Genomic DNA, 13,651 nt, shown 5'->3' with positions numbered 1-13,651 from the left:
ATCAGCCCTCCTTCTGCCAAGCCTGAGTACGCAGGATATCGGCGAAGACCCCGGCGGCGGTCACCGCGGTGCCGGCGCCGTAGCCGCGCAGGACAAAGGGCAGTGGCTGATAGTAACGACTGTAGAAGGCCAGGGCGTTTTCCCCACCCTTGATGGCATACAGTGGGTGCTCCGGCCCCACCGCCTGAACCGCCACCTTGCAGCTGCCGTCCGCCTCGATGGCGCCCACATAACGCAGCACCTTGTTGTCGGCCTTGGCCGCGGCAACCATCTGAGCCACTTCGGCGTCCGCCTGGGACAAATTGGCCATAAAGGTGTCCGTATCACCGGAAGCATCAAAGGAGGCAGGCAGCACACTCTCCACCTGAATATCGTCCATCTCCAGCTCCAGACCGGCTTCCCGCGCCAGGATCAGCACCTTGCGCGCCACGTCCATGCCCGCCAGATCCTCGCGGGGATCCGGCTCGGTAAAGCCCTTCTCCCGCGCCCGGGTGGTGGCGTCAGAGAGCGACACCCCCTCCTCCAGCAGACCAAAGATGTAGGAGAGAGATCCGGAGAGGATGCCGCCGAAGCTGTGCAGCTCGTCACCGGCACGCAGCAGCCCTTGCAGGTTATCGATCACCGGCAGGCCAGCGCCCACGTTGGTTTCATACAGGAACTGACGACGCTGGCGACGGGCCACCTGACGCAGCTCACGGTAGTAGGCCATGTCGGCGGTGTTGGCCTTCTTGTTGGGAGTGACCACATGCAGGCCGGCGTTCATGGCATCCAGGTAGCGGGCCCCCAGGGCGTCACTGGCGCTGCAATCCACCAGCACCGGGTTGGTCAGCTTGGCGTCGTGGGCAAAGGCAAACAGCGCCTCCAGGCACATGGGCTGCCCCTCGACCTCAAGCTGCTCCCGCCAGTTGTCCAGGTTGAGACCTTGAGGGGCCAGCAGCATCTGCCGGGAGTTGGCCACACCACAGACCCGCAGCGCCACATGGTGGTCATTGAGGGCCTGCTGCTGCTGGTTGATCTGACTGAGCAGCTCGGCGCCCACCTGACCACAGCCCACCAGCAGCACATCCACGTAGAGCCGGCTGTCAAAGAAGTTCTGATGGCAGATGCGCAGGGCGGCGGCAGCGTCATCGTTGCGGATCACCGCAGAGATCGCCCGCTCGGAGCTGCCCTGGGCGATGGCGGCGATGTTGATGGAGGCCTGAGCCAGGGAACGGAAGAAGCGGGCAGCCACCCCCTTGCGGGTCTTCATGCCATCGCCCACCAGAGTAACGATGGCCATACCGGGCATCAGCTCCAGGGGATCGAGCATCTCGCTCTTGAGCTCCAGGGCAAAGGTCTCCTCCAGGGCCTGCACCGCCAGCTCCTGATCCTGCTCCTCCACACAGAAGGAGATGGAGTACTCGGAAGAGCTCTGGGTGATCAGGCTGACGGACACACCGGCCAGGCTCATGGCATCAAACACCCGGGCCGCCATGCCAACCATCCCCTTCATACCAGGCCCGGAGACGCTGATCATGGTCTGCTCAGCCAGGTGGCTGACCGCCTTCACCGCATCGCTGCCCGCCCCCTCCTGATGGATCAGGGTGCCAAGGGCTTTGGGGTTCAGGGTGTTACGGATGCGGCAGGGGATCTGATGCTGGGCAATGGGAGCAATGGTTCTCGGGTGCAACACCTTGGCCCCGAAGTAGGAGAGCTCCATCGCCTCCTTGTAACTCATCTCTTCCAACAGACGGGCATCCGGTACCAGGCGGGGATCCACGCTGTAGACGCCGTCCACATCGGTCCAGATCTCGCAGCTGTCGGCGTGCAGACAGGCGGCCAGTGCCGCCGCGGAATAGTCTGAGCCGTTGCGACCCAGGGTGACGGTCTGCCCCTCCTGGTTGCAGGCAGTAAAACCTGGCATCACCCAGAACCGGTACTCTCCCACGGGCAGAGAGGCCAGACGCTGGCGGGAAGCCTCGATGTCCACCTGGGCATCCAGGGCTTCCCCTCTGGCCATCAGGTAACGCCTTGGCTCCAAGAAGGCACTGCGCTCGCCCCGGGCAGTGAGCAGGGCCATCATCATGTGCACCGACAGGCGCTCCCCCACCACCATCACTTCCGCCACCACTTCATCGGGGCAACGCCCCAAAAGCGCTACCCCTTGAAGCTTCTGAGCCACCTGAGCCAGCTCCTGCTGCCAAAGGGCCACCAGTGCTTCACGAGCCTCCAGATCCAGTTCGGCGCTGCCACTGAGCTCGTCCAGAGTCTGACGGACCGGGTCCAGCAGCTCATCACTGTAGCCGGCCACCGCCCGATACACCGCCGACTCCAGGGCATTGGTGACCCCCTTGGGTGCCGACAGCACCAACGCCAGAGAGAACCCCTCGACGCTCTCCTGTGCCAGAGTCGCCACCTGGGCAAACCGCTCTGCACTGGCCAGGGAAGAGCCCCCGAACTTCATCACCTTCATCTCGTCTCTCCTGTTGTGCCCTGCCCAAAACGAAGAAAGCCCGCTTTGGGAGCGGGCTTTCTGGTAACTGAATCTGTGGTTTCTTCAGATACTAGCAGCCCGCCCCGCGACCGGTGGTACCGGTGCCGGTAATCACGATAATGGTGGTGATTACAGCGTGCATATTTAGCATCGAATTATGAATAAACCTTTAAATTTGTCGTACCTGTTACTTGAACTGAAAGGCGCGCAAGAGTCAAGGACTATTTTTTCAGCGCCTTTTCGATGTCCCCAACCAGGGTGTGAGCCATTGACACATCCCTTTGATTTAAAAGGGCCAAACGATCTTTGAGCCAAATGCGCAGGGGGTCATTCTCAGCGACATTCAAATCATTCATCAAGGTTATGGAGCGCTGTTTCAGTACCGAGAGTTGCCCGGCACCGGCGGCATCAGGTTGTGGCGCCTGAGGCACCCGGGAGAACTCGTAGGCATAGAGCATGGCCGCCTGGGCCAGGTTCAGAGAGGGATAAGGGTTGGCCAGGGGAATGGTGGTCAGCAGATCCGCCAATGTCAGATCAGCGTTGGACAAGCCTGACTCCTCGCAGCCAAAGACCAGGGCAACCCTTGGAGCCGCCTCTCCCAGGGCCCTGACCTTCTCCACGGCCTGGGCAGGGGAGTGAAGCACCCGTTTGTCGCCTCGGCGACGGGCGGTGCTGGCTATGACCAGGTCTTGGTCAGCCACGGCGTCCGCCAGGGTGGCGAACCCCTGGGCCTGACTCAGCAGCTCCTGGCTGCCATGGGCCACCCAGCCCGCTTCCTGACTCAGATGCGCTTCGGAAGCCACCACCCTCAGCCGCTCAAACCCCATGGTCTTCATGGCACGGGCGACGGCGCCCACGTTTTCTCCCCGGGCGGGGGCCACCAGAATAAAGGTCAGTTCCACAATCTCTCCTCGTGTACGGGGGCCACATCAGGCAAGCCCTGGCGCAAACAGGCCACCAAAGCTCGGTACACCTTAAAACATTTGCGGCCAAGGGTAATGAAATCCCATTGAGAAGCAAGGTTGGTGACGGTAGGTTAGAGGGTGCAGGGGCGAGGACCACACGCCCCAGGTCCCGCAGTCAGGTAAGGAGTACCACAGATGGACAAGGGCACCCCAAAACGGCTCGCCTACCGTATTCTCACCGGGTTTGATCAACACTACCGGCTGTTCTCCCGGGTCAACGCCGGCGCCCCGGAGCGGTTTCTCAGTGCAGACTGGGCCGGTGTTCAGCGTGCCCAGAAGCAGCGAATCCGCTTCTACAGCCAGCGGGTATCGGAGACCGTCGCCGCCCTGATGGCCAGGCTGGACAGCCCCACCATCTCCACCGAGCTGTGGCGCGCCGCCAAGAGTGAATACAGCGAGCTGTTGCAGGGGCACCCTCAGGCAGAGCTGGCGGAAACCTTCTTTAACTCGGTGTTCGCCAGGCTGTTTCGCCACCGGGGCCTGGACAATCAGCACCTCTATATCCACACCGCCAGTGCCCGGCGCGCGCCCTTCGCCCCCCACAAACTCTGCTGGCGATTCAATCTGGGAGAGCGACCTAAAGAGGCGTTCCGTCGCGCCCTGGGCTACGCCAGGCTGCTGAACGCCTTCGAGGATATTGACCTGGACCTGGACAAGCTGCATCAGCGACTCGAGCCTGTGATGACCCGGCTGAACGCCCACGATGTGGAGTTTCTCAAACCTGTGTTCTACCGCAACAAGGGGGCCTACCTGGTCGGACGGCTCATCGGCCACCGGGGAGAGTCCCCACTGATTCTGCCCATCCGCCACGGAAAAGCCGGCCTGGCCCTGGATGCGGTGATCACCCGCCAGGATGACTGCTCGGTGATCTTCAGCTTTACCCGGGCCTACTTTATGGTGGAAACCGACCGACCCGCCCTGCTGCTGCGCTACCTGCGCCACCTGATGCCCAACAAGTCCTGGGCGGAACTCTACACCGCCATCGGTCTGCAGAAACACGGCAAGACCGAGTTCTACCGCTCCTTCCTCAGCCACCTCAACACCAGCAGCGACCAATTTGTCATCGCTCCGGGGATCAAGGGGATGGTCATGAGCGTGTTTACCCTGCCCTCCTATGATGTGGTGTTTAAGCTGATCAAGGACAGCTTCGCCCCGCCCAAGGAGAGCAGCAAAGCCGAGGTGATGGAGAAATACAACCTGGTGAAGGAACACGACAGGGTGGGCCGGATGGCCGACACCCAGGAGTTTCGTAACTTCGCCTTTCCCCGCCACAGATTCAGCCCGGCCCTGCTGGATGAACTGATGACCTGCGCCCCCTCAGAGGTGGAGCTGGATGGCGACCGAATCATCATCCGCCATCTCTACATCGAGCGGCGCATGACTCCTCTGAACATCTATCTGGATGGTGCCGACGACCTCCATCTGCACCGGGCCATCGGCGAGTATGGTAACGCCATCAAGCAACTGGCCGCCGCCAACATCTTCCCTGGTGACATGCTGTTTAAGAACTTTGGGGTTACCCGACATGGCCGCGTCGTGTTCTACGACTACGACGAGATCGATTATATGACCGACTGCAATTTCCGGGTGATCCCCCCGCCACGCTACCCGGAAGATGAGATGGCCGCCGAGCCCTGGTACTCGGTGGGTCCCAAGGATATCTTCCCGGAAGAGTTTGGTCGCTTCCTGCTGGGGCGGGCGGAGATCCGCAAGAGCTTCATGGCTCAGCACAGGGATCTGCTTCAGGCCAGTTACTGGCAGGGGCTGCAAAGCCAGATCCGCGACGGTATCTACCCGGATATCCGCCCCTACCGCCAGGAGTGTCGACTCTGATCCCCCTTTGGAGGTAAAAATGTTGCCTCAGTCATGGTGCAGCAAGGGTGAAAGCCGTATGATTTGGCCTTTTACACTCATCTGTTTTTGGAGTTCCGGATGAAAATTGCTGCTAATACCGTCGTTACCATGCACTACCGTCTGCGTGACGGCGAAGGCGAACTGATCGAAGACTCCTTCGGCGGTCAGCCTATGCAGTACCTGCATGGGGCCAATAACCTGATCCCAGGCCTGGAAGCACAACTGGCTGACAAAGCTGCCGGCGACAAGCTGGACGCCTCTGTGGCCCCTGAAGAAGCCTATGGTCCATATCAGGAGGGCCTGAAACAGGAGGTACCTCTGGCTGCCTTTGGTGACATCGAAGACATCACCCCCGGCATGCGCTTTATGGCGGAAACCGATCAGGGTCCGGCTCCTGTGGTTATCGCTGAAGTACGTGATGACACCGTAGTGGTCGACGGCAACCACCCTCTGGCTGGCGTAACCCTGCAGTTCGAAGTGGAAGTGGTTGAAGTACGTGCCGCGACCGAAGAGGAGATCGCTCACGGTCACATCCACGCAGCCGGCGGCTGCGGCGGTGGTTGCAGCGACAAGGGTGACGACCACGAATGCTGTGGCGGCACCGGCGAGTGCGGTGACCACGGCGAAGGCAAGGGCGGCTGCGGCTGCCACTAAGGGTTGATTCCCACCTTCAGAAAAAACGGCAGCTTAGGCTGCCGTTTTTTATTGCCGGTTTGTACAGGGTTACTGATCGAACTGGGGCACCACAAGCAGATGGCTGTGCATCTTACTGAGGATCTCCTCGGCAGTATTGCCCATGACGTACCCCAGAATCCCCTTGCGCTGACGTGCGCCGATGACGAAGTACCCCACCTGCAGCTTATTGGCCAGTTGAGGCAGGCACTGAGTCTCATCCCCCACCATCACATGCACCTGGTCCTTAGGCAGCCCCAGGGACTCCAGCAACAGGCCGTTGTTGCGATAGACATCCTTGACCAGTTGCCGGGTATCCACCACCTCTAGATCCCGGATCACCCTGGAAAGATGGACCACATAGGCCAGATGAAGCTCGCCCCCGGTAGCCTTCACCAGTTGCTTGGCATGGTGAAGCAACTGCTGATTCAGCATCTGCTTGGAATCACTCTTGCCACCGAGGTCCAGCGCCACCAGCACATCCTGGGCCCTGGCCCTGTGGTTGTCGGTAAACAGCATCAGCGGCACCCGGGTCTGGCGGATCAGGTGCCAGTCGGTAGGCAGCAGGTGTTCGCTCTTACGGTAGGATTTGACGATCATCGAGGCCCCCTGATCGCCGAGGGCGGCCACATCTTCGGCCAGATATTTAGCCCAGCGAACCGACACAGGGACGCCGCTCCCGAGCTGAGACAACCGGGTGTGAAGCTTGTCGTCCAGATCACTCATCAGGCGGTTTTTGATCGACTCCACCAGCTCCGGAGTCATCCCATCCGTGGTCGGCATCGACTCATGGCAGTACCCCACCACCTCCGCATCCATCTTCAATGTTTGCGCTAATTCCACTCCCTTGGCCAAGGCATCGAATTGGTCATCGTCCCTGGGAGCCACGATCAAGATCTTGCTCATAGTCCCTCCCCTGTCGCATTCAAGCACCAGAGTTCCGAAGAAATTCTATGATTTAAACATAGCCTAACCAGAGCAAGCCCACCTAGCTTTGCCCTAAAAAGGAGCCCACATGCATCTGGACACCTTCCTGCTCAGCCTGCTGTTGATGTTGTTGCTGGCCAAGGTCCTGGCCCAGTTATGCTGGCGTCTGGGGCTGCCTGCGGTGGTGGGAGAACTGAGCTCGGGCCTGATCCTCGGTCCCTCCCTGCTGGGGTGGGTTACCCCTCATCCCCAGTTGCACAACCTGGCCGAGCTGGGGGTGGTCACCCTGATGTTCGTCATTGGCTGCGAAACCTCCACAAAACGCCTGCTGAACAGTGGCCCCAGGGTGCTCACCGTGGCCCTGAGCGGGGTGCTGGTGCCCGCCCTGCTGATTCCCCCTTTCGTCCACTGGTTACTGCCTACCCCGCCCCTCGAGGCGCTGTTCTTCGGCGTGGCATTGACAGCCACCAGCATCGGCATCGCCATGCGGGTGCTCAGGCTCAATCACCAGGACAAGGGGGTGATGGGACACACCATCCTGGGGGCGGCCATCATCGACGACGTCTTGGGGGTGTTGCTGCTGGGACTGATGTTCAGCTTCTCCAATGGCGACATGGAGCCCATAGGCGTACTGCTGCAACTGGTCACCATAGTGCTGTTTCTGATTCTGGCGCCGATCGCCACCCGGTTGCTCATCTATTTGCTCAAACCCCTGACCAAGCAAGATATGTTACCGGGGTTCTACGCCAGCACCGTCCTGCTGCTGATCTGCCTGTTTGGCTGGCTGGCCTACCTGTGTGGCACACCACCACTGCTGGGCGGCTTTGCCGCCGGCCTGGGGATCTCCCGCCACTTCACCTCTCCCTGGTCCAAGTGGCTGGTTAACCCCTTCCCCTTTACCCGAAAACTGGAGCAGGCTTCGGGGCCGCTCAATGACGTGCTGGCACCGCTGTTCTTCAGCTATGTGGGATTGAGCATCAATCTGACCCAGCAGTCCCTGACCCCTACCACCATGGTCATTGCCCTGGTACTGACCACCCTGGCAGTACTGACCAAGCTGCAGTGTGGCTTATGGCTTACAGGAAGTCGGCGACAAAAGCTGATGGTGGGCAGCGCCATGGTACCCAGGGGGGAAGTGGGACTGGTGTTTGCCGAGATGGGACGGCAGGTGAACCTGCTTGGGGATGAGAGCTTTGCCCTGCTGGTGCTGGTGATCACCCTGACCACCATAGTGGGCCCTGTGGTGCTCAAATGGGCCTGCACCCACCCGGAGCCAGGCGAAGATACCAGGGGGCAGTCGCCCCCTGGTTAAGATTCAAGGTCACTCTTCGCCTTTACGAGCCTTCACCACCTTCTCCACCGCCTTCAGGGCGTGAGCTTCGGTGGGCACTTCTCCAGAAGCAAGATCCAAGGGGACCTTCTTGTGCATACCGGTGATGTCCTCTGCCAGGTGCAACCAGTCCGGATGCCAATAGAGAGTCACTTCAGAATCCACCTGCCAGCGGTGCACACCGCTGTCCTGTCCCTGATAATTGATGTTGCCAGGTTCCCAATCCATCACAGTCTCCTCACTTGTCACTCTATCTCAACTTCACTGTACGCTCAGCTTGGCTTAACAAACCTGAGATAGCTCAAAAAGCAGAAGGTAACAAGGTTCGGCACCACTGCTGTGGTGCCGGCAGGTAGGAAAATGGAAGGGAATCAGGGGTAGCTCGGCAGCATTCCCAGCAGCGCCAGGCTTTCACAGACGATCACCAGCAAGCCGAAGCCCAGCACCAGGTAGAGACGCAGGTTGCCGCCGCAAACCCGATACTCCTCACTGGCACCTCGACGACGCAACACCAGGGCGATGGAACAGGGCAGCACCAGAACGAAGATGCTGGCCAGCAGAGAGGCATAGCCGATGGCCACAATGAAGCCATCCGGAATGGCCACACCCAGGACCAGCGGCGGCAGGAAGGTAACCGCCCCGGCGATGGCGGTATCACGGTGACCGTCACCCAGCCCCATCTGATCCTTGATGAAGTCCAGCAGTCCCAGGGCAACCCCCAGGAAAGAGCTGGCCAGGGCGAACTTGGCGAAGAAGCTCAGCAGGGTATCGATTAACTGACCGTCCACCGCATCGCCCACTGCACCGATAAGGGCACTGACGTTGCCACCGGACGCCACCACCTGAGCAAAGTCGGTACGGGATACCGTCCCCAGGATAGCAAACTGCCACAGTGCATAGATGGCCAGGGCCAGCAGGCTGCCGCCGAGGATCGCCTGACGGGACTTGCGGATATCCATGCCATAGTGTTTAACGATGCTGGGCACCGTGCTGTGGTAACCGAAACTCAGCGCCAGCACGGGAATGCCCAACCACACATAGGGCAGAGTCTCCCCCATGCCCACTTCGGGGAACAGGTTGGTGGCGGTCACCTCGGCTGAAAGCAGGCCGGTAGAGGTGATGAAGGTGATCACCATGGCACCGATCATGATGGTGCTCACTCGATCCACCGCCCGTGATCCCAGCAACACTATGGCCCCCAGGACGATGCCAAACACCAACCCTGCCTGCCAGTTGCTCAGGCTAAGGCCAAAGCCCGCTTCCAGGCTGGAGGCCAGTACTGAGGAGCCCCCGGAAATGTAGGCATAACAAAGGATATAACTAACGAAACCCACGGTACACAGGGCCACTAGGGCGCCGGTACGACCCAGGGTGTCCCGGGCCATGGTGGCATAGCTGGCCCCGGGGTGATAGTTGAGGTTGGCCTCGGCCAGATACATGGCGGAGCTATAGCAGCAGTAGCAGCAGAGGGCAAGGATGATGGTCGACCACCCAAACCACATGCCGGCACTCATCACCGGCAGTGACAGCATGCCGGCGCCGATGGCGGTCCCGGCAATGATCATCGCCCCACCCAGGATACCGGGTGAGGCCTGTTTTGCTGATGTCTCTAATACTACTTCTGACATCGATGTCTCCGTCTTAACTCGTTAACTGGTCCCCAGCAGCATCTCCTGCATTCGGGCGCGCTGGGGGTCGGGCAGATGTTTTAATGTGTTTGAACAACGAGTGATGGTGGCAATGCTGACATTCAGCGTTGAGGCAATCTGCCTCTGGGTCATCTCCCCCTGCATCAGGGCGCGAAACACCGCCAAACGGGCGCCTATGGCTTCCCGCTCATCCGGGGTCAGCAGGAGAGAGCACAGAGGATCCAGTGACTCCTTACCACTCAGTCCGGCGATGAGGTCGAGCGCCCCATCCCAATACTCAGATTCCATATCGTTTTTTGTCTCCACATGTAATGCCGTAGCATTACACCGTTACAGCAAGACAAAGGCGAGCGCTTTTTTCCCTCATGAGAACCTGAGCCATTTTCAGAAACATTTGTGAGCTTGGTCACGGACACATTTGCACGTTACTATTCACAAGAGCAAAACAACAACAGGGAAACCGCAACAATGACAAGAAGTTCTATGCTGTTGGCCGCACTGCTGGCCATGAGCGGCTCAGTCGCAGCCGAAGGTGCCTTCAACACCCCAGAGGATGCCATCAAATACCGCCAACACGCCTTCCAACTGATCAAGGAAAATTTCGGCGACATGTACGCCATGATTAAGGGCAAGAAGGAGATGGATGAGGCGGCATTCCAGCGCCGGGCCGAACACCTGGCCATGCTGGCCAACATCCCCTTCGATGCGTTCAAGGTGGCCGGTTCCAACAAGGGCGATACCGAAGCCCTGGCCTCGGTTTGGAGCGACAACGCCAAGTTCAACGACATCGCCAAGGAGTTTCAGCTGGCCTCCTCCAAGCTGGCGACCGCCTCCGCCGGTGGTGACGCCGGAACCATCAAGAAGGCGTTTGGCGCCACAGGCAAGACCTGTAAAGGCTGTCACGACCAATTCAAGCAGGAGTGACATCCGGACACAGAAAAGGGCTGCAGAGGCAGCCCTTCTTCGTCACTGACTCTGACTACCAGAGAGGAAGAATCAGGCCAAACACCACCCCAGAGGTGGTCAGGGTCAGTGGCAACAGCCAACGTATGGGGGTGCGGGCATTGCAGCGACGCCCTTCGGCGGTAAACCCATAGCCGGTGAGCATCGCTTCCACCAAATTCACCCCATTGAGCCGATAGAAGAGAATGGCGGTCAGATGCAGCGCCACACTGGCCAGTATCAGGTTAAAGAACAGATGGTGCAGGCTGGTCATGCTAGAGGCCAACTGGCCACTGACATAGGGGTTGAGGGGCCCCTCAGCAAGGATGTCATCGGTGGCAAACAGGCCGGTGAGCACCTGCGCCATCAACAGCAGCAGCATCACCAACACCATGTAGCCACCCGCGGGATTGTGGCCGAAGTAGGGACGTTTGTGATGACGCCAGTGGGCCAGGTAGTGGATAACGGCGCCGGGGCGGCGCAGGAAGTGATCGAATCGTGCGGTTGTGGTGCCGAAAAAGCCCCAGAGCACTCTCATCAGCAGCAGGGACATCAGCAGATAGGCACAGGTCATGTGCCACTCCATCATGCCCTGGTCTGCGGTATACCAACACAGGGGCAACAGCAACACCGTCCCCCAGTGAAACAGGCGGACCATGCCGTCCCAGATCTTCACCTTCACCTTAAACTCCTTGGAATCCGGTCTGGGCCAGGCACTTTTAAGGCGGTTATTTCCTATACGAACCGCAGCACTCCCTCGCCCTAAATCCCACCCATAATGCGCCGGTTTTGATTATCCCACAAGCGAAAATCTGTGTTTTTTTAACCTGAGTTGAACCGTTTGCGCATCTTTCCGACATCCGACAAAAAGGTGATCAAGATCACTTTACCTGTACACGAAAGTGGAGTTAGTCTGAAGTTGAACCTGATTTTGGGTCATACAGAAGGGGAACTCTATGAGAATTGAAATCACCAGCAAACACCTCACCGTAACCGACCCCATCCGTGAACGCATCGAAAGCCGTTTTGAGAAACTGAATCGACACGACGTCGACCTCATCAGCCCCCATGTGATCATCACTCAGGAGGGCAACGACTTTCAGATAGAAGCGTCCATGGGCGTACCCAGCGGTAAACTGTTTGCTAAAGCTTCTCATGAGAACCTGTACAACGCCATCAACCAGATGGGACAGAAGCTGGAGCGTCAGCTGAATCGTCACGCTCACAAAGATCAGGCCAAGCGTCATGTCAAACCCGCCGCCGTCGAGGTGGAAGAGGAGGAGAGCGCCGCCTAAGACTCCCACGAACGTTCTGATGAGGAGTGCGCCGGCAAACGCCGGCGCTTTGCGTTGTTGACAAAAGCATTACCGAGCCGCTAGTGTAGCCCAATGATAAAAATTCAGATTCACAGGTTTTTTATTTTCTTTTTTGCACCACCCAGTTAGGGAGGCGAAGTGCGGGTGCCAAAACGAAAATTGATGACCCAGCAAGCCTCCCTCACCGGGAGGCTTTTTTGTATCCGGCGGGCCAGGCCCTCAGAGCAGCAACGAGGATAAGATGGACTTAAACAAGATAAGAACCGATATCAACCAGGTCGACAGTGATCTGCTTGCTTTACTGGCGAAGCGTCGTCAGCTGACCCTGAATGTGGCCAGAAGCAAGGAGATCGACCTTAAGCCGGTTCGGGATCAGGAGCGGGAACATCAGCTGCTGGAAAAACTGGTGGCCCTGGGCAAGGAGCAGGGTCTGGATGCCCAGTATGTGGTCCGTCTGTTTCAGACCATCATCGAAGACTCGGTGCTGCGCCAGCAGGCCTGGCTTCAGGGCCGGCACAACACCAGTCAGGATCTGGTGACCGTGGCCTACCTGGGCGCTCGGGGCTCCTACAGTCACATCGCCGCCCAGGGCTACTTTACCCGCAGGGAAAAATCGATGGTGGAGATGGGCTGCCCGGACTTCCATGAGGTGATCCAGGCGGTTGAGCAGGGCAACGCCGACTACGGCATACTGCCGATTCAGAATACCTCCTCCGGTTTCATCAACGAGGTCTACGACCTGCTGCAGCAGACCCACCTGCAGATCGTCGGGGAGACTACGGAAACCATAGGCCACTGCCTGCTTACCCTGCCCGGCGCCGAGCTGGACGCCATCGACACCATCTACGCCCACCCCCAGGTCCTCTCCCAGTGCAGCAATCACCTGCGCGGCTATCCCGGGGTGAAGCTGGAGTACTGCGCCAGCTCCGCCCACGCCATGGCCCTGGTGGCCGATGGCAAGGATCCCACCAAGGCTGCCATCGCCAGCCAGGCCGGTGGCGCACTCTATGGTCTGGAGGTTCGCCGGGAGAAGCTGGCCAACCAGGCAGATAACGAGAGCCGCTTCATTCTGGTGGCACGCAAGGCCAAGGAGGTGCCGGTCCAGGTGCCCGCTAAAACCACACTGATCATGGCCACCGGCCAGAAAGCCGGCGCCCTGGTGGACGCCCTGCTGGTACTGAAAAACAACGGTCTCATCATGAGCAAGCTCACCAGCCGTCCCATTCCAGGCAACCCCTGGGAGGAGATGTTCTACCTGGACGTGGAAGCCAACCTGAGCAGTGACCCCATGCAGAAAGCCCTGTCGGAGCTTGTTCCCATCACCCGCTTCGTCAAGGTACTCGGCTGCTACCAGAGCGAGCGCATCCTGCCCACCGAGTTGGAGTAATTGACACCGAACCCGGGCGCGGAGCTTCATCCTTGCCGTAGCCCTCCCTCGGGACACCCTGACCCGTCCTAAAATACGTTGACGGTTTTTGACTAAGCCAGTTGTCAGTGACAACTGGCTTTTCTATGCACCTCTT

The 13,651-nt window shown here is 59.3% G+C and carries 12 protein-coding genes, 1 pseudogene and 1 other annotated feature; of the genes and pseudogenes, 6 read left to right on the top strand and 7 right to left on the bottom strand.

Translation table 11 applies throughout. The annotated features are described in order from the left end of the window. Position 1: 1 nt before the first annotated feature. Together thrA and ACN0RV_RS13390 are read right to left on the bottom strand one after the other, a co-directional pair. Entirely contained in the window at positions 2–2,452 is a 2,451-nt protein-coding gene (gene thrA / locus ACN0RV_RS13395) for a bifunctional aspartate kinase/homoserine dehydrogenase I (RefSeq protein ID WP_417348226.1), read from the bottom strand. A gap of 242 nt (positions 2,453–2,694) precedes the next feature. Next, entirely contained in the window at positions 2,695–3,375 is a 681-nt protein-coding gene (locus tag ACN0RV_RS13390) for a tRNA/rRNA methyltransferase (RefSeq protein WP_417348224.1), read from the bottom strand. A gap of 198 nt (positions 3,376–3,573) precedes the next feature. On the opposite strand from ACN0RV_RS13390, the gene aceK reads away from it, so the two are divergent. Together aceK and slyD are read left to right on the top strand one after the other, a co-directional pair. Then, positions 3,574–5,271, top strand: coding sequence for a bifunctional isocitrate dehydrogenase kinase/phosphatase (gene aceK / locus ACN0RV_RS13385; protein WP_417348222.1), 1,698 nt, complete (start codon positions 3,574–3,576; stop codon positions 5,269–5,271). Between the two features lie 99 nt (positions 5,272–5,370). Further along, positions 5,371–5,946 carry a peptidylprolyl isomerase gene (gene slyD / locus ACN0RV_RS13380; RefSeq protein ID WP_417348221.1) on the top strand — a complete coding sequence of 192 codons (576 nt, stop codon included), beginning with the start codon at positions 5,371–5,373 and terminating at the stop codon, positions 5,944–5,946. 69 nt (positions 5,947–6,015) lie between these two features. On the opposite strand, the gene ACN0RV_RS13375 is transcribed toward slyD, so the two are convergent. Further along, positions 6,016–6,870: a universal stress protein gene (locus ACN0RV_RS13375; RefSeq protein WP_417348219.1), complete on the bottom strand. Its 855-nt coding sequence runs from the start codon at positions 6,868–6,870 to the stop codon at positions 6,016–6,018. A 109-nt stretch (positions 6,871–6,979) separates the two neighbouring features. Here ACN0RV_RS13375 and ACN0RV_RS13370 point away from each other — a divergent pair, with 109 nt between their 5' ends. Further along, positions 6,980–8,203, top strand: coding sequence for a cation:proton antiporter (locus tag ACN0RV_RS13370; RefSeq protein ID WP_417348217.1), 1,224 nt, complete (start codon positions 6,980–6,982; stop codon positions 8,201–8,203). A 9-nt stretch (positions 8,204–8,212) separates the two neighbouring features. Here the strand turns inward: ACN0RV_RS13370 and ACN0RV_RS13365 are convergent, their stop codons facing one another. The 3 genes from ACN0RV_RS13365 to trpR all read right to left on the bottom strand — a co-directional run bounded on the left by ACN0RV_RS13365 (position 8,213) and on the right by trpR (position 10,158). Continuing rightward, complete coding sequence (locus ACN0RV_RS13365; RefSeq protein WP_417348215.1) at positions 8,213–8,449, bottom strand: hypothetical protein; 237 nt, start codon at positions 8,447–8,449, stop codon at positions 8,213–8,215. A gap of 143 nt (positions 8,450–8,592) precedes the next feature. Beyond that, on the bottom strand, positions 8,593–9,849 hold the full coding sequence (locus tag ACN0RV_RS13360) for an amino acid permease (RefSeq protein WP_417348213.1): 1,257 nt from the start codon (positions 9,847–9,849) through the stop codon (positions 8,593–8,595). Positions 9,850–9,870: 21 nt separating this feature from the next. Next, a complete protein-coding gene (gene trpR, locus ACN0RV_RS13355; protein WP_417348211.1) occupies positions 9,871–10,158 on the bottom strand; it encodes a trp operon repressor in 288 nt (95 codons plus the stop codon). Between the two features lie 180 nt (positions 10,159–10,338). On the opposite strand from trpR, the gene ACN0RV_RS13350 reads away from it, so the two are divergent. Next, on the top strand, positions 10,339–10,794 hold the full coding sequence (locus ACN0RV_RS13350; RefSeq protein ID WP_417348209.1) for a c-type cytochrome: 456 nt from the start codon (positions 10,339–10,341) through the stop codon (positions 10,792–10,794). 55 nt (positions 10,795–10,849) lie between these two features. On the opposite strand, the gene ACN0RV_RS13345 is transcribed toward ACN0RV_RS13350, so the two are convergent. Next, on the bottom strand, positions 10,850–11,494 hold the full coding sequence (locus tag ACN0RV_RS13345; RefSeq protein WP_417348207.1) for a cytochrome b/b6 domain-containing protein: 645 nt from the start codon (positions 11,492–11,494) through the stop codon (positions 10,850–10,852). A 274-nt stretch (positions 11,495–11,768) separates the two neighbouring features. Here ACN0RV_RS13345 and hpf point away from each other — a divergent pair, with 274 nt between their 5' ends. After that, complete coding sequence (gene hpf / locus ACN0RV_RS13340; RefSeq protein ID WP_417348205.1) at positions 11,769–12,107, top strand: ribosome hibernation-promoting factor, HPF/YfiA family; 339 nt, start codon at positions 11,769–11,771, stop codon at positions 12,105–12,107. A gap of 100 nt (positions 12,108–12,207) precedes the next feature. After that, positions 12,208–12,330 (top strand) — a sequence feature (Phe leader region). A gap of 39 nt (positions 12,331–12,369) precedes the next feature. Next, positions 12,370–13,509 (top strand): annotated as a pseudogene (locus ACN0RV_RS13335) (chorismate mutase); the annotation flags it as partial. Between the last annotated feature and the right edge of the window lie 142 nt (positions 13,510–13,651).

Origin of the sequence: Ferrimonas sp. (assembly GCF_048263965.1) — a bacterium.
In the GTDB taxonomy this organism is placed as follows: Bacteria; Pseudomonadota; Gammaproteobacteria; order Enterobacterales; family Shewanellaceae; genus Ferrimonas.
Note: the sequence above shows the minus strand (reverse complement) of the source record. Positions and strands in the feature narration are given on the sequence as shown.